At 33.5% G+C, this 19,157-nt stretch carries 17 protein-coding genes; 10 read left to right on the top strand and 7 right to left on the bottom strand.

Features of this window, described 5'->3' with window-relative positions; all coding sequences use genetic code 11:
- Window positions 1-23: 23 nt before the first annotated feature.
- From LNP81_RS14385 to LNP81_RS14375, 3 genes are all read right to left on the bottom strand, one after another.
- The gene (locus tag LNP81_RS14385; protein ID WP_346432756.1) at window positions 24-221 is read right to left on the bottom strand and encodes an aspartate/glutamate racemase family protein; all 198 of its coding nucleotides are present in this window, start codon (window positions 219-221) and stop codon (window positions 24-26) included.
- Window positions 222-369: 148 nt separating this feature from the next.
- Window positions 370-606, bottom strand: a complete 237-nt coding sequence (locus tag LNP81_RS14380) for a hypothetical protein (RefSeq protein ID WP_230036941.1) — start codon at window positions 604-606, stop codon at window positions 370-372.
- Window positions 607-797: 191 nt separating this feature from the next.
- Window positions 798-1,961 (bottom strand): THUMP domain-containing class I SAM-dependent RNA methyltransferase, encoded by a 1,164-nt coding sequence (locus tag LNP81_RS14375; RefSeq protein ID WP_230036939.1) that lies wholly within the window; start codon window positions 1,959-1,961, stop codon window positions 798-800.
- A 132-nt stretch (window positions 1,962-2,093) separates the two neighbouring features.
- Between LNP81_RS14375 and LNP81_RS14370 the strand changes: the two genes are divergently transcribed.
- Together LNP81_RS14370 and LNP81_RS14365 are read left to right on the top strand one after the other, a co-directional pair.
- Window positions 2,094-2,858 (top strand): class I SAM-dependent methyltransferase, encoded by a 765-nt coding sequence (locus LNP81_RS14370; protein ID WP_230036937.1) that lies wholly within the window; start codon window positions 2,094-2,096, stop codon window positions 2,856-2,858.
- Between the two features lie 96 nt (window positions 2,859-2,954).
- Window positions 2,955-3,623 (top strand): ZIP family metal transporter, encoded by a 669-nt coding sequence (locus tag LNP81_RS14365; protein WP_230036935.1) that lies wholly within the window; start codon window positions 2,955-2,957, stop codon window positions 3,621-3,623.
- 171 nt (window positions 3,624-3,794) lie between these two features.
- Here the strand turns inward: LNP81_RS14365 and LNP81_RS14360 are convergent, their stop codons facing one another.
- A complete protein-coding gene (locus tag LNP81_RS14360; RefSeq protein WP_230036933.1) occupies window positions 3,795-6,179 on the bottom strand; it encodes a TonB-dependent receptor in 2,385 nt (794 codons plus the stop codon).
- A gap of 154 nt (window positions 6,180-6,333) precedes the next feature.
- A complete protein-coding gene (locus LNP81_RS14355; protein WP_230036931.1) occupies window positions 6,334-7,482 on the bottom strand; it encodes a helix-turn-helix domain-containing protein in 1,149 nt (382 codons plus the stop codon).
- A 180-nt stretch (window positions 7,483-7,662) separates the two neighbouring features.
- Between LNP81_RS14355 and murQ the strand changes: the two genes are divergently transcribed.
- From murQ to LNP81_RS14315, 8 genes are all read left to right on the top strand, one after another.
- Window positions 7,663-8,487: an N-acetylmuramic acid 6-phosphate etherase gene (murQ, locus tag LNP81_RS14350; RefSeq protein ID WP_230036929.1), complete on the top strand. Its 825-nt coding sequence runs from the start codon at window positions 7,663-7,665 to the stop codon at window positions 8,485-8,487.
- A 200-nt stretch (window positions 8,488-8,687) separates the two neighbouring features.
- Window positions 8,688-8,909 (top strand): DUF6095 family protein, encoded by a 222-nt coding sequence (locus LNP81_RS14345; RefSeq protein ID WP_072955827.1) that lies wholly within the window; start codon window positions 8,688-8,690, stop codon window positions 8,907-8,909.
- Between the two features lie 96 nt (window positions 8,910-9,005).
- Window positions 9,006-9,578 carry a pentapeptide repeat-containing protein gene (locus LNP81_RS14340; RefSeq protein WP_230036927.1) on the top strand — a complete coding sequence of 191 codons (573 nt, stop codon included), beginning with the start codon at window positions 9,006-9,008 and terminating at the stop codon, window positions 9,576-9,578.
- A 133-nt stretch (window positions 9,579-9,711) separates the two neighbouring features.
- Window positions 9,712-10,287 carry a DUF1572 family protein gene (locus LNP81_RS14335; RefSeq protein WP_230036925.1) on the top strand — a complete coding sequence of 192 codons (576 nt, stop codon included), beginning with the start codon at window positions 9,712-9,714 and terminating at the stop codon, window positions 10,285-10,287.
- A 189-nt stretch (window positions 10,288-10,476) separates the two neighbouring features.
- Window positions 10,477-10,848, top strand: coding sequence for a DNA topoisomerase IV (locus tag LNP81_RS14330; RefSeq protein ID WP_173972787.1), 372 nt, complete (start codon window positions 10,477-10,479; stop codon window positions 10,846-10,848).
- A 24-nt stretch (window positions 10,849-10,872) separates the two neighbouring features.
- Window positions 10,873-11,646, top strand: a complete 774-nt coding sequence (locus LNP81_RS14325) for a TerC family protein (RefSeq protein WP_230036923.1) — start codon at window positions 10,873-10,875, stop codon at window positions 11,644-11,646.
- A gap of 205 nt (window positions 11,647-11,851) precedes the next feature.
- Window positions 11,852-13,771 (top strand): DUF294 nucleotidyltransferase-like domain-containing protein, encoded by a 1,920-nt coding sequence (locus LNP81_RS14320; RefSeq protein WP_230036921.1) that lies wholly within the window; start codon window positions 11,852-11,854, stop codon window positions 13,769-13,771.
- 2 nt (window positions 13,772-13,773) lie between these two features.
- A complete protein-coding gene (locus tag LNP81_RS14315; RefSeq protein WP_230036919.1) occupies window positions 13,774-14,400 on the top strand; it encodes a 3'-5' exonuclease in 627 nt (208 codons plus the stop codon).
- Between the two features lie 101 nt (window positions 14,401-14,501).
- Here LNP81_RS14315 and LNP81_RS14310 read toward each other — a convergent pair whose 3' ends face one another.
- Window positions 14,502-17,990, bottom strand: a complete 3,489-nt coding sequence (locus LNP81_RS14310; protein WP_230036917.1) for a hypothetical protein — start codon at window positions 17,988-17,990, stop codon at window positions 14,502-14,504.
- Window positions 17,908-19,149, bottom strand: a complete 1,242-nt coding sequence (locus tag LNP81_RS14305) for a hypothetical protein (protein ID WP_230036915.1) — start codon at window positions 19,147-19,149, stop codon at window positions 17,908-17,910. The genes LNP81_RS14310 and LNP81_RS14305 overlap by 83 nt, the downstream gene beginning before the upstream one ends.
- Window positions 19,150-19,157 lie beyond the last annotated feature (8 nt).

The following is a 19,157-nucleotide window of genomic DNA, read 5'->3' as shown; positions in this document are numbered from 1 at the left end:
CTTTTTCTATTATATAAAAACTCTTAAGACAGCTGAAAATCAACAGCTGCTTTTGAATGCATCAAAGTAGTATCAAAAATAGGCACCGAAAGATCTCCGGGTTTTATCACTAACGGAATTTCGGTACAACCTAAAATAATTCCTTCAGCTCCGTCTTTTATCAATTGGTTGGCAATTTCCAGATAACGTTTCTTAGTTTTCCGCGTGAAATAAAAATCTATCTTTCTGTGTGTAATAGTTTTTCACGCAGATTTTAAAAAGATTTAAGCAGATGCACTCAGATAATTATCAGATTTTAATCTGCTCAAATCTGCCAATCTGCGTGAAATAAAAAATCTTTATAATCCTTTAATTCTCTGGCTAACTAAATTATCCTATTTCTCTGATTCCTTTTATAAAAATCCATTTCATGTACAGCTTTTCACCATCTTTGGTTTTTACTGCCTGAAATTTAGGCGAAATCAAAGTAGCCACAATAAAAGCAGTCATAGGAATCCAAAGTCCCGTTAGTCCTGTATACATTGCTACTATATATCGTCCTGCAATAAATAAAATTGCAAAACATCCTAATTGGTATAAAAAAGCTCTTACTTGTAGTTTTGACATTTTTTTTTAAAAGTTACTAAGGTTCTGAGAGGCTAAGATTCTAAGTTTTTTTCTTTTAAAACTTAGCTTCCTGAAACTTAAATTATTTTTTTTAAAGGCTCTAAGGTTCTGAGATACTAAGATGCTAAGTTCTTATTAGTAAGCAATAAAGCAAAGCTAAAAAAAACTTAGCATCTTAGTATCTTAGAAGCTTACTCAGAAACCTGAAATTTCGTTCTCTTACTTCCTTCGTACATTTCGTATTTTACCAAACGCGCTTCAAGACTTGCGTTAAAGAGTTTGATTTTTCTTGAAGGTTTTAATCCCACAAATTTCAGTGCCTCAAGATTTGCTGTAATAAACCAGGCATTTGTTCCCGGGTAGCTTTTCTTTAAAGTATCACCAATATTTTTGTAGAATTCTTCCATGTGAATGTCCAAACGCTCATCATAAGGCGGATTAAAAACCATGTGCAGCTTTCCTTCTACATCTTTTTCTGTATCAAAAAAGTTTTCCTCTTTGATCGTAACATAATCTTCTAAATTCGCATTTCTGATATTGTCTTTGGCTTTATTTACCGCACTTGGCGCTTTATCAAACCCTTTTATCGTGTAATGAAATTCTTTTGTTTTTTTCATCAGACTGTTTATAATCTGTTCAAACAAATCATTATCCCAGTCTTTCCATTTTTCGAAAGCAAATTCTTTACGGTTTATGTTTGCCGGAATATTACAAGCAATCATAGCCGCTTCTGCCAGGAAAGTTCCAGAACCGCACATTGGGTCCAGAAAATGACTTTGTCCTTCCCAACCCGATAACAACAAAATCCCTGCTGCCAAAACCTCGTTGATAGGTGCAATATTCGTAGCTGTTCTGTAACCACGCTGATGCAATGAATTCCCGGAAGTATCTAAAGCTACCGAAACCTGATCTTTATCGATATGCACATTGATTCGTAAATCAGGAAAAGCTTTATCAATACTTGGGCGTTGTCCCGTTCTTTCTCTAAACTGATCTACAATTGCATCCTTACATTTTTGAGAAACAAACTCAGAGTGATTAAAATAAGTCGAATGTACCGTTGCATCAATTACAAAAGTCTGGTTAGCATTTAATAATTTAGACCAGTTTACACCAGAAATTCCTTTATATAATGCCTGCTCATTATTGGCTCTAAACGAGTAAATAGGTTTTAACACTTTAAGTGCAGTTCTAAGAGATAAATTGGCTTTGTACATAAAACCCTTATCGCCTTTAAAACTCACCATTCTCACTCCTTTTTCGACATCCTGAGCACCAAGATCACGCAATTCTTTTTCTAATATTTCTTCAAAACCAAAAAAACATTTGGCTATCATTCTAAAATTTTCTTCCATCTTTATTTTTGTATTAAAAAAAACTCCGATCGCAAACCAACATCTGATTATTCAGGTATCCTCACGAAATAGTTATTTTTCGGCAAAAATACACTAAATTTGCGGGACTTTGAATTAATTGAAATAGAATAAATGTCTGAAGCACCAAACTCATCAACACCAAATCAGGAGCGTAACACCGAAAATTGGTTTACATCATGGTTTGATACTCCATATTACCACATACTTTATAAAGATAGAAACTATCGCGAAGCACAGATTTTCATGGATAATCTAACGCATTATCTTAATCTGCCTGAAAAAGCAAAAGTGCTGGATTTAGCATGCGGAAAAGGCCGTCATTCTATTTATTTAAATCAATTAGGATTTAATGTTCTTGGTGCCGATTTGTCTGAAAACAGTATTGCCGAAGCCAGTAAAAACAGCAACGAAACCCTGCATTTTAAAGTACATGATATGCGCGAACCTTTTGAAGAAAAGTTCGATGCTATTTTTAACCTGTTTACCAGTTTTGGCTATTTCGAAAGTGACGATGATAACCTTACCACCCTAAAAGCCATCAAAGAAAGCCTGTCTGAATATGGTTTTGCCGTTATAGACTTTATGAACGTCGCCAATGTAATCGAAACTTTGGTTCCCGAAGAAGTAAAAACAGTAGATGATATCGATTTTAAAATAAAAAGATACGTTGAAGACGGACATATTTTTAAGGAAATAGATTTTGAAGACCAGGGACGTCAATATCATTTTACCGAAAAAGTAAAAGCCCTTACGCTCAAAGACTTTCAGGAATTAATGGATGAAGCCGGAATTTATCTCTTAGATATTTTTGGAGATTATAAACTCAAAAAGTTTCATAAAACCGAAAGCGAACGATTAATCATGATTTTTAAATAGGTTTAATTGTTTAACTGTTAATTTGTTTAATCGTTAGAAAACAAAACAATTATTCGATTAACCGATTAAGCAAATCAACGATTACACCAAAACGAAATGAATTATCTATTACCCTTATTTTCTGTACTTTTAGGTTATATTGTGGCTTTGTTTTTAAAACCAAAAAGCAAGACCAATCTAAAATTATTGCTTGCTTTTAGCGGTTCATTTTTACTGTCATTAACCGTAATGCATTTGCTGCCGGACGTTTACGAAACGCACAATCATAATATAGGTATATTTATCATGGTCGGAATTTTGTTCCAGATCATATTAGAATTTTTCTCAAAAGGAGCTGAACACGGACACGTTCACGGACATGCACAAATGAGTCAAATTCCGTGGTTGCTTTTTATAAGCCTTTGTATTCACGCCTTTTTAGAAGGATTCCCAGTAAGTCACCATCATGATTTAGCACTCGGTATTGCCATTCATCACCTGCCAATTGCCGTGATTTTAACCACATTTTTCATCAATGCTAATCTAAATAAAAAAGCCATTTTTGCCTTCATGCTAACTTTTGCAATCATGACACCGCTTGGTACAATTGCATCACAATATTTGGCGTTTCTAAATGATTATTACACAGAAATTACTGCGATCGTAATCGGGATTTTATTTCATATCTCATCAACTATTATTTTCGAAAGCAGCGAAGGGCATAAATTCAATATTGCTAAAGTTTCGATGATTGTTCTCGGGATTTTACTAGCATTCTTTTTATAATCAGGGTATGACACTATTTAAAAACAGCAAAGCTTAAACACAAACTGTACGTTTAGTAATTACCGTATCTCAAAAAATCACTCGTAAAAAAATACCTAACAGATTTTAAAAACCTGTTAGGATACTACAAATTATCTAATTGACTAATTATCTAATTATCTAATTCAAAAATTATCTCGCCCTATTTTTTTCATCCTGATTTCCAAAATCACGCTGATTAACATTAATTTTTTTGTTACCAAAATTATAAACTATAGATAAGCGTGCAAATCGGTTGCTTTCATTTTGGCTATAAACCTGTTTTACACCATTTACAATCGAGACATCATCTTTTAAATAAGACGTATTAAAAACATCATTTACCAAAAAGGCAATCTGCATTGTTTTATTTAGCAAATCCTGTTTAAAACCAATATTCAGACTTGACGTATATCCCGTGGCATACAAACCACTTTTATAAGGTGCAGTATAATTAAAATCTATTTGCAACTTGCTTGTCTTGCCCAATGAAAATGTATTATTAGTAGAAAAATCGACTTCAAGGCCATTTGTTGGCGTTGCATTGATATCTTTTGTGAAGCTAATGTTTGATCCTAAAAAGTACAAAGAATTCTCGCTCTGCCACCAATCTGTAAAAGTAGCCGAATAGGTTTCTCCAATTCCATAATTTAGGCCTTTAAAATAATTATCTCTCGACACCACTTGTGTCAATGTTTCCGGATTTGCAGTAAATATTACGCCGTAACCATCTGTAATAGCATTTAGGAAAACACTGGTTCTTACTATTTTTTTATACGAATGCGAAAATTCAAAATTATCGCTAAAAGAAGGTTTCAAAAATGGATTTCCTTCAGAATAACTATTACTACTAATGTAAACCCGAAACGGATTTAATAAACTAAAATTAGGTCTTCGAATTCTTCTTCCGTAATTCAAATTAAAACTATTGTTTTCATTTTTAGCATAAGAAGCATAAAAGGTTGGAAATAATTTAAGATAATTGTTTACCGTTTCCTGATTCAGATTTTCCGAAAAACCACTTGTTTGTGTATTTTCTAATCGCAATCCTACTTGAAAATTCCATTTTTCGTTGATTTTTTTATCAGCGCTAATATAGATTGCCTGATTATTTTCGGTGTATATAAATTGGTTGGTTTGGTTAAGATCTAATTCCGGAGTTCCGGTAATAGTGTTAAAGAAAACTACATCGCTATTGCTTTTAGTAAAACTCAATTTTGCTCCGTAAGATAAATTAAAAGCCTGAAGCGGATGTTCCATATCAGCCTTAAAACTCAAATTATCAATATCCTGATTCGAAAGATTTCGTCCTGATTGGTTGACATCAGCAAAAGTTCCGTCTGATGCATAATTATTGGCTACAAAATCCCTGTCGAATTTCGAATTATAAGTAAAGTAATCGGCATCAAATGACAATTTTCGGTTAAGAGAATCGAGTTTTGTAATCAAATGCAAATTATAAGTTTGGTTGCCGGATTTCCTGTCTAAAAAACTCTCATTTATCACATAACTCTCCAATTGGTTCTGAGTATTGTATTTATTAATCCTGATATCCGAGTCAAAATCAGGGTTGCTTTTATCCTTTAAAAATTGAAAGCCAATACTTGTTCTTTCTGAAAAATCATAATCTACTGCTAATTTTCCAGATAGGTTGTCTTCATTTAATTTAGTCTTTGCTGACATTTTAGAAGGTCCTTCTAGAAAATACATATCAAGATTTTCTTCAATACTTTTATACCCCGTTTTTCCGTTAACGCTGGCTGAAAACCTAAACTTATTTTTATTATAAAAGAAATTGTTTCTTAAGGCATAAATCCCATATTTGTTTTGATCATATGATGCTGTCGTTGTATTTTTCCAGGAATTACGAGTTCCTTTTTTCATAATAATATTGATCAGTCCGCCAGTTCCCTCAGCTTCATATTTTGAAGAAGGATTACTTATAATTTCGATATTTTTGATATCACTTGCCGAAATAGATTTCAGGAAATTATTGAGTTCTTCTCCCGTTAATTCGATCATTCTTCCGTCGATCATAACACGCGAAGTTCCTTTTCCTAATATATTGATCGCATTATTTTGTACCACAACTCCAGGTGCCGTGTTTATAGCGCTCAATGCATCAGCCGCAACATTTATTACATTGTTTTCAAGATTATACACCAAACGATCTGTTTTTTGTTCGATGGTACTTTTTCTGGATTGAATAACAACTTCTCCCAAATTGGTTACATTTTCCTTTAAGAGAATCAAACCTAAATTGGTCTCTTTTTCTATTGTAAATTCTTTTTCAAATTCAGCATATCCCTGTGCATTAATTTTTACTTTATAAGATCCTTTATTCAAAATCAATTCAAAACTGCCGTCTGTTTTTGTCGTTGTTCCGTTTATAATTTTCCCTTCCTGATTTACTATTACTACATCTGTCCAGGCTATTGATGATTTTTCATCAGCAATTTTTCCACTTAATTTAAAAGAGGTTTGTGCGAAACAAAAAAGAGGTAATAGTAAAAAAATAAAGAGGTTAACTTTTTTCATAATTTCTAGTTTTAAACTTGTTCGGTTAATTTGAAGCAAAGTTGCCTTAGAAATTTTCAAGATTCGACCGACAAAAAAAAGTCGAACCAATTTCTGTTCAGGAAATTGGTTCGACTTTATTAGGCATGAAGTACGACTTTTTACAAAATGCTTATTATGAAGCGTTTCTATAAGCTGTAGGCGTTAAGTTTGTATATTTTTTGAAAGAAGTATTAAAGGACGATTTTGAATTAAAACCTACTTCATACAAAATTTCCAAAACCGTTAGATCACTTTTTAATGGATTTTTTAAAATACTCATGGCTTTTTGAATGCGATATTCATTTACAAAATCAAAAAAATGCTGGTCCATATGATGATTAATCAAAACGGATAAATCCCTAACAGGTATTTCAATTTGGTTAGAAAGTTCCTGAATAGTAAGCGACGGATTGAGAAAAGGTTCTTTTTCGGCCATATAATGTTTCAATGTAGAAATCTGACCTGTAATTACCTCATTTTGGTTTTCTTTTATCCCGCTAATCTTTTCATTTTCTTTAGGAACAATATCCCTTGCTAATTGCAATTTAGAATCGATTCCGCGAAAAAGTTCCGGATGGTTCAAAGCGTTTAATACAAACCAACAGGTAACTATTAAAACAAGAATCTGCATCACTACATTTGCCCAAACCCATAATACCTCAATATCTGTATATCTTAAAACATTCTTAGCTATTGATAAATAATACAAAATAAAGAGCACAGTAGCTATTTGAAAAAGCCACTTAAAAATAGACGTTTTAGGATTAGTATAATTTTCCTGATAGATTTCTCTATATTTTTTTAGAACTAGAAATACTGCAATGCTATAGCCTATAATTTGAAACCCTAACATTATCTGAAAACCATACAATTCAGGCAGTTGGCTACGGTGATCATAAAAATGTATTTTTTCTTCATTATTTAAAAAGTGCAGCCTGAAAATAAAAACTGCATTTGTAACTAAAAATGGAATTGCATGAAGTAAATGCTTGGTTTTTAATCGAAAATCAGCAAAACAAACTGATAATATATAGAGATAGAAAATAGGAATTATCAAAGAGCAAATAGTCCATCTGAAAAATTCTAAATTAAAATGTTGTTTAATAAAATCTTCACTTATAAAAATTCCGAGATTGTCAATTGCAAAAAATAGCAAGTAAAAAGCTAATAGTCGGTTTGATAATTTATTCTCAGTGTTTACCGTTACTAAAAAAAACATCAGCAATAATGAAATAAAGACTGACATCCCGCTCATAAAACTTAAAAAACTATCTATATCCATTACTTTTTTAGATTATTAAACAAATATAATATTTTAGTTCATGTAACAAACTTTAAAAAAAACAGTCACTAAAGAATAAAATTATAAGGAAAAAGATTTATAAAGTCCTGTTAGTTTATCTTCTAAATTTCGAGATTGCAATAAAAAAGATTAATTTTGACCCGACCAATTATACTGAAAATGACGTTTACAAAAATTACAGAACAAGCATCCAAATACGAACATCTAGAAAAAATGTCGGTTTATGAATTGCTTACCAATATCAATCAGGAAGACAAAACTGTTCCCAATGCAGTTGAAAAAGCAATTCCGCAAATTGAAGCTTTAGTCGAACAAATTGTAGTTAAATTAAAGCTGGGTGGACGTTTGTTTTATATTGGAGCCGGAACATCCGGTCGATTAGGCGTTGTTGATGCCTCAGAATGTCCTCCTACTTTTGGTGTTCCTTTTGATTTAGTAAACGGAATAATTGCCGGTGGCGACACCGCCATTCGTCGTGCTGTAGAAAATGCCGAAGACAATGCAACACAAGCCTGGATTGATCTTAAAAACAATAATATTAGTGCAAACGACGTAGTAATTGGTATTGCAGCATCTGGAACAACTCCTTATGTAATTGGCGGTTTAGAAACCTGTAATCAAAACAATATTCTTACCGGTTGTATTACTAATAATGCAGGAAGCCCGTTGGCATTAACAGCTCTATATCCTATTGAAGTAGTTGTAGGCCCTGAATTTGTGACCGGAAGCTCGAGAATGAAAGCCGGAACAGCACAAAAATTAGTTCTGAATATGATTTCGACTGCTGCCATGATTCAGCTTGGGAAAGTAAAAGGCAACAAAATGGTCGATATGCAATTGAGCAATATTAAGCTGGTAGACCGCGGCGTGAAAATGATTATGGGAGAAATTTCAATTTCATATGAAGAAGCAAGTCAACTATTAAAAAAATACGGCAGCGTGCGAAATGCTGTAGATAATTATAATTTGCAAAAAGAGTTTTGATTTAACCGCAAAGAACGCAAGGTTGTACGTAAAGCTCGCAAGTTTTAACCAAAAAAGAATGGTGGTTCGCAAAGTATCAGGATGAAACTCTCACTGTCAAACTTTGTCAAAGTTTAAAACTTTGACAAAGTTGCGATAAACCTGAAACAAAAAAAAAACGTGAAACCTGAAACCTTCCAAAACCTGAAACAAAAAAACAAATGGCAACAAATAAAGAATTACTGGGAAAAGGAATTAAATATATGTCAGGTTCATTACCTCTATTGTTTATTGGTCCTTCGTTGATATATAATGCTTTTATGAATCAACATACAAATTGGCATTATCTCGTTTTAGGAATTGGAATTGTAGCTTGCTTAAGCGCCATGTTCCTGATATTTTACGGATTGAAAATTATTATGAAGGGTTTGTTTAATGACTAATGTGGTCGCCTAAGCAAACCCGACAGGTTTTAAAAACCTGTCGGGTTTAAACCATTCCTTAAATTAAAAAATTTTACCTTTTATCCCATACAAAAAATGGAAAGTCTAATTCACATTCAGAAAACCTTCGAGAAAGTCGCTTATATTGACAAAAAAATCAACAATCGGGAGTTTGAAGATTGTGTTTTTAAAAACTGTGACTTTTCTAACAGCAATTTTGCTTACAATACTTTTTTAGACTGCGAATTTATCGATTGCAATTTGTCGATGACGAGTTTGTTTGGAACAAATTTAAAAAATGTAACTTTCAGGAATTGTAAGCTATTAGGAATTGCTTTTAACGAATGTGACGATTTTTTATTCCAGGTTTATTTTGAAGAAAGCACTTTAGATTACGCCATCTTTTCGAACAAAAAAATGCCTAAAACCAAGTTTATTAATTGTTCTGTTCGGGAGGTTACTTTTATAGGAACCAACCTGACGAGTTCGGTTTTTGATAATTGTAATTTAGAAGGTGCTATTTTTAATGATACCCAATTGGCTGCAGTTAATTTTAAAACGGCTTACAATTACAAAATAGATCCGGAATTTAACCCTATGCGAAAAGCGCAATTTTCTAATGATGGAATAGTGGGACTTTTAGACAAATACGATATTAAAATTGTATAAGAAACAGTAAAGCTAATAATTTTAAAAGAACGCCACTAATTCCACAAATTTTCACGAATTATGTTCTACATAGCAACAGTTAAATTTTAATTGGTGAAAATTTGTGAAATTAGTGGTGAAAAAATAAATAATTATGGAAGCAAATATCTCTTATTTAGAAAGCGTTAAAAAGCAGTTTCTATATTATAAAATGCTGGGCGAAAAAGCAATACATCAGTTAGAACCTCATCAGCTTTTTGTTAGCTTAAACGATGATACCAATAGCATTGCCACTATAATCAAACATATTTCTGGCAATATGCTTTCGAGATGGACAGACTTTTTAACTTCTGATGGTGAAAAAGAATGGCGCAACCGCGATGCCGAATTTGAAAATGATCTGCAATCTAAAGAAGAAGTTCTTACTGTTTGGAACAAAGGCTGGGATTGTTTCCTGAATACTTTAAACGACTTAAAACCAGAACAACTTTCGGATATTATTTACATCCGTAACGAAGGTCACACTGTTATTGAAGCTATAAATCGCCAACTGGCACATTATCCTTATCACGTTGGGCAAATCGTTTTTTATGCCAAACAATTAAAAAATAGCGAATGGGATAGTTTATCGATCCCAAAAAATAAATCAGGAAATTATAATGCCGAAAAGTTTGCCAAGGAAAAAGAAATCAAGAACTTTACCGATGATGAATTAAAAAGATTGAAATAAACTATTGATCCTGTTTGTCCGTCTGAGCGAAGTCGAAGACCTAATGAAAACGATATCCTTCGACTTCGCTCAGGATGACAAAGTGTAGCTCTAGCCCTGATTGCAATGAAAATCCTTTTTATTTTTTTCTTTAAAAAATAAAAAGATTGAAATGGAAAGCAGGATTAGCTTAAAAAAAAAATATTTAAAATGAAAAAAATAATATTCTTACTTCCTTTACTTGCCTTAGTCTCTTGTTATGATGCCGAACACAATTGTAAAGATTTTAAAAACGGGAAATTCAAATTTGAGTTTGACGTAAATGGTGTAAAAAAAACAACCATTTTTGAGCGTAAAGACGGTATAGAAATCGAAACTTTTGAAGGAAAAACAGATACCTCAACCGTACGCTGGGTAAGTGATTGCGAATATATTTTGCAAAAGAAACATCCAAAAAATATGGCCGAAGAAAAAGCAATCAATATGAAAATCTTAACGACATCGAAAGATTCTTATACTTTTGAGTTTGGAATGGTAGGTTCTGACCAAAAACAACGAGGAACTGTTGTAAAATTGGATTAAGTAATTTAATAAAACTTTTTTAGAATGGAAGTATTTTTGAATCCCGATGCCTGGATTGCCTTATTGACACTGACTTTTCTTGAAATTGTTTTAGGAATTGATAATATTATCTTTATCTCGATTGTAACGGGTAAATTACCCGAAGAAGATCGAAAAAAGGCAACCCGAATTGGTTTATTCTTAGCCATGTTTATGCGTATTGCTTTGCTAATGGGAATCTCGTATTTGATTGCTATGAAAGCCACGATCTTTAGTATTCACTGGGGTTGGTTTGAAGGCGATTTTACAGGTCAGGCCTTGATTTTATTCGTGGGAGGTTTGTTTTTAATTTATAAAAGTACCAAAGAAATTAGCGAAAAAGTAGATCATAAAGGCGATGAAGAAAAAACTATTGGCACAGCTGCAAAAAAATCTTTTTCGAATGTTATTGTACAGATTTTATTAATCGATTTGATTTTTTCTGTCGATTCTATTTTAACCGCTGTTGGTATGACGAACGGCGTAAATGGCGCACTGACAATTATGATTACTGCGGTTATTATTTCGGTTTTGGTAATGATGCTGTTTGCGGTTCCGGTTGGAAATTTCGTGAATAAAAATCCTTCTATTCAAATATTAGGACTTTCTTTTTTAATACTAATTGGCTTTATGCTGATTACCGAAAGTATGCACTTATCGAATGCTGCGCTTGCAGGTGAACACATTGGCGCGGTTCCTAAAGGGTATTTGTATTTTGCGATTTCATTTTCGCTGGCTGTTGAGTTTATCAATATGAAAGTTCGAAAGAAACAATCATAAATCATAATTTAAAAAGTTCCATTCATGGAACTTTTTTTATATAAGCATTTCTTAGAAATCAGTGACTGACTTGTAAAGTTGTATAAAACACAAATAATAAACAATATTTCCTGCCTTTGTGACTTTGTGGCAAAACCAAAAAAGTTTAAGCGTGTTTCTTTTACATTTCTATTTTAAGTATTACATTAGAACCTAAATCTTACGCATGAAAAATACCATTTCGCATAGAGTTGCCGACTTTTTAAAGGGCTTCCCTCCTTTTAGCTTTTTGCACCAAAAGGATTTAGAAAAATTATCCGAACAAATTTCTATTGTTTATAAAGATAAAGATGCTGTAATTTTTGCAGAAAACGAAGAAACTCACGATTCGTTTTATGTAGTACACAAAGGCGCTGTTGCACTTAAAAAGAGCCAAAAGAACACTGTTTTAGACATGTGCGATGAAGGAGATATCTTTGGCTTGCGTCCGCTTTTGGCACAGGAAAATTACATTATGGAAGCCGTTGCGTATGAAGAAACAATTTTATACGCGATTCCGATTGCGGTTTTTAAGCCTTATGCACTTGAAAACAGAACAGTTGGTAATTTTTTGATCGAAAGTTACGCATCAAACACCCGAAATCCGTATTCAGATATCCATAAAGATAAATTGTATGGCGATGATCTGGTTCACGAAAACCATCATGCCGAAAGAGATTCTTTTGATTTACAGCCTATAAAATATTCTAAGAAAATTGTTACTTGCGGACCATCGACTACTGCAAGAGATATTGCCAAAATCATGACCAAGAAAAAAGTTGGAGCCATATTGATCGTTGACGAAATGTTACCAATAGGCATTATTACGGATAAAGATTTACGGAATAAAATTGTTACCGGCGATTACTCGATCCTGACAACTGCCGAAACGATTATGACCAAGCCCGTTATTACATATCCTAAAAAAATGACGGTTACAGAGGCTCAAATGGCTATGATGAAAAGTAACATTAGTTATTTATGCTTAACCAAAGACGGAACTACAAATACCAAAGCGGTTGGCATTTTATCGAAGCATGATGTCATGGTGGCTTTAGGAAATAATCCTGCTGTATTGATAAAAGCACTTAAAAGAGCTAAAAAGGCAAAGGAAATTAAACCTATCCGGGCGAGAATCATGCAATTGCTTCAGGGATATTTAGACCAGAACATTCCGATGACTTTGATTTCTAAAATCATAACAGAACTAAATGAAGCTTGTACAACGCGTGTTATCGAAATTTCGTTAGAAAAGATGAGCAGTCCTCCTCCGGTAAAATTTGCCTGGCTGGCTTTAGGAAGTCAGGGACGAAGCGAACAAATGCTGCATACAGATCAGGATAATGCAATTGTATATGAAAATGTGTCTGACGTTTTTAAGGATGAAACCAGAGTATATTTCTTAAAATTTGCTGCTCTTGTCAATAAAGGCCTTTTTGAAATTGGTTATGATTATTGTCCTGCCGAAATGATGGCATCGAACCCAAAATGGTGCATGAGTCTGGAGGAATGGAAAAATCAGGTACATCATTGGATTACCAATCCGGGGAAAAATGAAGTTTTATTGTCCTTTATATTTTTTGATTATAGTTTGACATACGGCGATGCTGAGATTGTGGATGAACTATCGGAATCTATTTTTGAAAACGTAAAAGCAAATCCTATTTTTTATGTTCATTTGGTAAGTGGCGCTTTGCAAAGTCCGTCACCAACAGGCTTTTTCAGGCAATTTCTTGTAGAGCAAGACGGTGCTAATAAAGATCATTTTGATATAAAAAGAAGGGCTTTGATGCCATTAACCGATGCTGCAAGGGTTTTGATTTTATCACATTCGGTTAAATCGATCAGTAATACGGCGGAACGTTTTGAAAAACTAGCCGAATTAGAACCTAATAACAGGGAATTGTATTTATCGTGTTCGTATTCGTTTAAAGCCTTACTGAAATTCAGAACCAAACAAGGCCTTTTACACCATGATTCTGGACAATTTATTGCTTTGGAATCATTATCGAAAATGGAAAAAATAAAGCTGAAAAGAACTTTTAAAACCATTAAGGAACTTCAGGAATTGATTTCGGTACGTTTTAATGTTTCAAATCTGGTATAGTTATGAGTTTATTAAATTTTTGGAAAAAGGAAGAAGATCTCTTTGATGAAAATGTTTCGATTGAAGAAACGCGCTTTGTCGTTTTGGATACCGAAACTACTGGTTTTGATTACGATAATGATCGAATATTATGTATTGGCGCATTGGTCCTGCAAAACGGAACAATTGCTATTCAGGATAGTTTTGAGGTTTATATAGAACAAGATCATTACGATCAATCGACTGCCCAGATTCATGGTATTTTAAAGGCATTTGTTATCCAACGCCCTACAGAATTAGAGGCTTTGCAACAGTTGCTGGCTTTTTTAGGCGATTCAATAATTATTGCCCATCACACTGTTTTTGATGTGACTATGATTAATAAAGCTCTCGAACGAAATGGATTACCCGAATTAACGAACAAGTGCTTAGATACCGCTATTTTGTATAAAAAAACACTGATCAAGTCTCATTTGTTCGAACGAAAAGATCACTATACTTTAGACGATCTGGCAGACAAATTTGATATCTCTAAAAAAGACCGTCACACTGCTTTGGGTGATGCGTATATTACAGCAATTGCTTTTTTGAAAATTGTAAAAAAACTAAAAGAGAAGAAACACGTTAATTTGAATGCTTTGTTTAAATAAAAAGCCTGATTTTAAAAATCAGGCTTTTTAGTAAATATTTTCTAAATGGTTGCAATTTCTCTTATAAACCTCTTCTAAGTGAATTTTTCATCCTTTTTAATTTATCTAAACTTATTATTGTTTTTAAATTTATAAGTGAACTCCGTTGATTGTTTTTCTCCCGGTAAGCTATATTTTAAAACTATTTCATAATTTCCGTACCTCATAAATAAATAGTTACTATTTAAAAAACGTTTTGCAATGGATTCGACACTAGTATCCCCATTAACATAAGCATTAATAATCTGATTATTTAAATCGACCCAATCTTGTTTGTATAGCAATGGTATGTTATACTTAAATGGGAAATTCCCTTTAGTCCATGACTGATTTACATCATTCTCAATGCTGGTCATGTAATATGCGTTTAGCGAAATTGCTTTTGCAGGAATAATTCCTAATTCATTTGTATCTCTATTACTTATAGAAAAACTATTATTTAAAGGATAATCTTTATATAGATACGGAAAAATATCTGTTGAATAGTACTCATCATTAAGCTTTGACTTTGCAATTATCAATGATTTACTATCGCTGTAAGTTACTCCCTGTAATTCAGCCAAATCAAATGCTTCCTGACTTGAAATAGTATTCGTTAAGTAGATAACATCTGAATATAGTACCCCAAAATTATAGCTTTGAGTATTTATAGCATTCATTTTAGAAGTAAATGTTTTATACTTACTAGTACTAAAAGAATACGATAAGCGATCAATACTACCTTCTGCTTTAGATAACGCATCAGCTTGATTTTCTTTTATCTGTATGTCATTACCATCATCACTGATTGTATTTATTCTTGCCTCTGATATAGTATTTCTCTGCGGTGCTTGCTTCAAATTACTCACTATCGAAAAGTTATACTTCTTTTCTTGTTTAATATCCGGTAAATCATAATAAACTTCATTCGAATTCGTATTGTAATTAAACACTGTCGCTTTTGCATTCGATATCCCTTCTTCATTTACTTTTATACTAGTTTCCCATCTGGTATCTTCAAACAAATAATCCTGTCCTCGTTTCAGCTGAATATATCCTTTTGGGTATTCTTCTTCAAGGAAATATTTCTGATCTACAACCGGGTATGAATATTTAATATTTGTCAAGGGAATATGGTCTGGCGCTCCTCCAGTTGTAAACATTCTTTCTTCATATTCTGTAGCCACTTTTCCATCTACTTTTATAGGCTGGAAAACACCATTTATCATTTTTTGAAAACTAACCTCAACCTGAACTTTAAGTTGTTTGTTTGGAGGCAGAATATCTGTTGAAACAAAATTTACTCTGTCTTTCATAGAACCCCACTCAAAAGTCCCAGGTATTTCTGTTACACCATCAAGTACTTTGAATTTCTCTAATATCACTTTATAAGTAACATCCCCAGTATCTTCAGGAATTACAAAAGCTTCATTTACTTTCATTGAGAAGGCTGCTTGTGGTATTGCAAAAACGTCTAAATCAGCTGAACTTTGTTTAGGAGTTACATCTGTTATCAATTTAATTCCTCCCAGTGGCGATGCATTCTCAAATTGACATTCCTGTCCTATTTCTAACTTAAAACGGAATTTTCCTTTAATTAGCCCTCCAAGAATATTCATATTTCCTCCTACATAACCACGCATCCAAACCGGATTTGGTAACTTTGCCTGTAACAAAACAGCAGCTCCTCCTGAAATAATAGGCACTTTAAATTTTAAAAATGCTATTTTTACCCTAATTCCTAACTCTCCTTGTAAATAAGCATACGATTGCCCGTTGGCATACCAGCCATTCATTCCAACTTGTTTACCTGTATTAGAGCATCTTGCTTCCTGATAATCTTTTAACATAATATCAAATCCCATTCCTGCCTGAAAACGAGCATAGAATAGCAAGAAACTTAAATCCCCGGTATCAAAATCTAAACTAGCCCCAAAAGCTAAACCTCCTCCATTAGCCAATGCGTTTTCATCACGCATATAATCTAATTGTTTTGCATCAACACCTAAAATTTGCGCAACAACTGCCGGTGGCGGCGGACTTGCGGGAAGCACCGTTCCTGCCATAAAGTAACTTGTTGTTTTTAAGAATAAACCCGCTATTCCTATTTTTATACCACATCTGTCATCAGGTGTTCCCAAATACATATACCAGTCTTTTGGGTCTTTATGGAAAACTCCCCAAACAGCTCTTCCTTCTGGTCCTGTGCCTGAGAGGAAATTTCCTGGTGTATTAATATAAACATCAGTTGTAGCGTGTAAAGATTTATTTTCAAAATCAAATTCGATTGCGGCCGCCATTCTTATACCGACGTCAGCTGATAGCTTATCCGGAGAAAATGCTTTTGCCTCTGGTATATATTTACTCGCAAACGATCCTTGAAGGTCAGTATCACTTACACCCAAAAACTTATTCTTTGAATTAATATCTGAAGTTACCTTATCTAATAAATCATTAATTTTTTTCATGCCCGGTATTTTCCCCGCAACATCTGCTTTTCCAAAAATGGCTAACCTATTCAGTCCTCCTTTTGAATTGAAAGCTACTTCGAATCCGGCCTCACCATTACAAATCTCCTCAGATCCTACATGAAAATAAATTAAAGCCTTAACTCCCAGATTTATTTTTTCATCGGGTGTATAACTTAGTCCCGAAGGAGAGAAATCTCCAATAGCAATATCTTGATTTCTGTGCATTTTATAATAAGCCCCGCCTCCAAAACCTGTAATCATAAATGGGGTTCCTGGTGTTGGAGGGAATTTTACTGCGGCATCAAAGTACCAGTACCTAAAAGTAGTACGGCCAAAAATAGCCTTAGCTTTTACGTTTACAATTTCTGCTACATCAACTTCCAGATCTGCATTAAACCCATTACCATAAACGGGATCTTTTTCCATTAAGATTAGACCTCCTTTAATTTTCAACCCGCTAAATTGGCAGTCAATTTTAATAGCTGACATGTCAAGACCTGCATACCTGCTTCGTTGTCTGTATCCATCTTCATACATTTTTCCAAGAATCCCAATTCTGGCGGTAGCTCCCGCTCCATTGCTTCCATCCATTAAATTAATCCCTAAATCGAAATCAATTCGGGAATCATCTCCATTTATGGCTACGTTTATGTTACCAATAGAAACTGGGAAATTTGCAAATGCAACCGTGCCTTTGTATCCCATGTTTCGTACAGAAATTATTGGCGAAACTGTCTGAAGCTGTAAATTTTCGAACGATATTCCTTTAAAATCAACCGTTCGTTTTCCTTCTACTTCCCTCTCATCTGTTGCCGTTTTATTAGTACCAAAAGATATTGTCCCGTTTAGATTGGCTTTAGGTAAAAATCTTCCATTTACTAATTTTAATTCAACAGAACTATTTGGGAGCAATAAAGCTTTAGCTTTCCAAATATCAAAAGAAATTGAATCTTTACTAACAACAACTAATTGTTGCTCTTCCATCGATATAAAACCACTATAAAGCAATCCCTTTCTATCAGTCTGAGTTTTTTTTAGGATCTGCTGTCGTTGATTTATTTTCAGTTGCTGCTTTAGTAATTGGTAATAAGATTTCGCCATTTAAATTTGCTTTTACAAAAGTATTGGCGGCAATCGTTACATCGATATGATCTAATGAATAAGCCCATGATTTTTCCTGACCTGTTATTCCACGATCTAACGGAAAAACATTATTAGCATAAAAAGTTCCTGAAACGCCATATTTATCTATAATAAGATTTTGGGCTCCTAAATGAATTCTTCCTTTATTTGATGCTGTATCTGTAGTTTGAAACTCTTTAGGAAGGCCTACATCAAAAGTCTGGATGAATACTCCTTTCCAGGCTTCCGGACTAGGTACTAAAAGTGCATTTTTTGTATAATAATCCGGAAAAATGACTGTTGGATCATTTTTTAAATCGCTTAAATCTAAAACTGCGTTACTTACTAAAAACTGAAAATTACCATCAAAATCTTTTCCATTACGTTTATCTTTCAAAACAAAGGGCTGCAGACTTACATTGACCAAAATGTCATTCCAATCGCTTGCTGTAAAACTAAAATCACCACGAACCCTATTAGGAACATCATATGTATTTCCATTATAGTATGTTTTTGGAATTTTTGTTTTGTTTTCATCCACTTCACCTGTCTGCAAATTTTCAATTGGTAATATTAAATCTCTGGAAAATTCAACTGCTCCGGAAATCTTCATTTCTTTAAACCCATCACAATCTATTGTTACATAAGTTAAATCATTTACATGCCCTGTCGCCATTTCGAAACCTCCGTACAAAGACAATTGCCATTTATTTTCACTAAATGGAATATCAACATTACCAAGTAATACCAATTTGGCTTCTCCAATAATACCTCCCTGATGAGAAAGTTTGACATCATCTGCTCCAAAGAACAATTGCATTGGTTGACCGTTCTTATCTTTTTGCGGAATATCAACCCTGCAAAATACGGTCAGCGTGGTATACTCCGGCGAGAAAATGGCTTTCGTAATCCCTATTGAATACTGAACATTATTTACTGTATTTCTAATTCCTACAGGCAACTCTACCAAATCCTGATTAGAAAAATGATCTATCCAGCGATTTGCTGCCTCGATCTTTTCGATAGAGCCTGAAGCAGCACTTAATTCTTTTGGAGGTACTATATTCTGCCCGTAAGAACTGACAATCGAGAATAATATAAAGAATAAGTAGAAAGGCATTTTGTAAAACTTCTTCATAATAAATA

Source organism: Flavobacterium piscisymbiosum, assembly GCF_020905295.1.
Lineage (GTDB): Bacteria > Bacteroidota > Bacteroidia > Flavobacteriales > Flavobacteriaceae > Flavobacterium > Flavobacterium piscisymbiosum.
Note: the sequence above shows the minus strand (reverse complement) of the source record. Positions and strands in the feature narration are given on the sequence as shown.

Excerpts from the sequence above, each read along its gene's own strand:
- LNP81_RS14380 (WP_230036941.1), bottom strand. The coding sequence starts at position 606 with ATGTCAAAACTACAAGTAAGAGCTTTTTTATACCAATTAGGATGTTTT.
- LNP81_RS14375 (WP_230036939.1), bottom strand. The coding sequence starts at position 1,961 with ATGGAAGAAAATTTTAGAATGATAGCCAAATGTTTTTTTGGTTTTGAA.
- LNP81_RS14370 (WP_230036937.1), top strand. The coding sequence starts at position 2,094 with ATGTCTGAAGCACCAAACTCATCAACACCAAATCAGGAGCGTAACACC.
- LNP81_RS14365 (WP_230036935.1), top strand. The coding sequence starts at position 2,955 with ATGAATTATCTATTACCCTTATTTTCTGTACTTTTAGGTTATATTGTG.
- LNP81_RS14360 (WP_230036933.1), bottom strand. The coding sequence starts at position 6,179 with ATGAAAAAAGTTAACCTCTTTATTTTTTTACTATTACCTCTTTTTTGT.
- LNP81_RS14355 (WP_230036931.1), bottom strand. The coding sequence starts at position 7,482 with ATGGATATAGATAGTTTTTTAAGTTTTATGAGCGGGATGTCAGTCTTT.
- murQ (WP_230036929.1), top strand. The coding sequence starts at position 7,663 with ATGACGTTTACAAAAATTACAGAACAAGCATCCAAATACGAACATCTA.
- LNP81_RS14345 (WP_072955827.1), top strand. The coding sequence starts at position 8,688 with ATGGCAACAAATAAAGAATTACTGGGAAAAGGAATTAAATATATGTCA.
- LNP81_RS14340 (WP_230036927.1), top strand. The coding sequence starts at position 9,006 with ATGGAAAGTCTAATTCACATTCAGAAAACCTTCGAGAAAGTCGCTTAT.
- LNP81_RS14335 (WP_230036925.1), top strand. The coding sequence starts at position 9,712 with ATGGAAGCAAATATCTCTTATTTAGAAAGCGTTAAAAAGCAGTTTCTA.
- LNP81_RS14330 (WP_173972787.1), top strand. The coding sequence starts at position 10,477 with ATGAAAAAAATAATATTCTTACTTCCTTTACTTGCCTTAGTCTCTTGT.
- LNP81_RS14325 (WP_230036923.1), top strand. The coding sequence starts at position 10,873 with ATGGAAGTATTTTTGAATCCCGATGCCTGGATTGCCTTATTGACACTG.
- LNP81_RS14320 (WP_230036921.1), top strand. The coding sequence starts at position 11,852 with ATGAAAAATACCATTTCGCATAGAGTTGCCGACTTTTTAAAGGGCTTC.
- LNP81_RS14315 (WP_230036919.1), top strand. The coding sequence starts at position 13,774 with ATGAGTTTATTAAATTTTTGGAAAAAGGAAGAAGATCTCTTTGATGAA.
- LNP81_RS14310 (WP_230036917.1), bottom strand. The coding sequence starts at position 17,990 with ATGGCGAAATCTTATTACCAATTACTAAAGCAGCAACTGAAAATAAAT.
- LNP81_RS14305 (WP_230036915.1), bottom strand. The coding sequence starts at position 19,149 with ATGAAGAAGTTTTACAAAATGCCTTTCTACTTATTCTTTATATTATTC.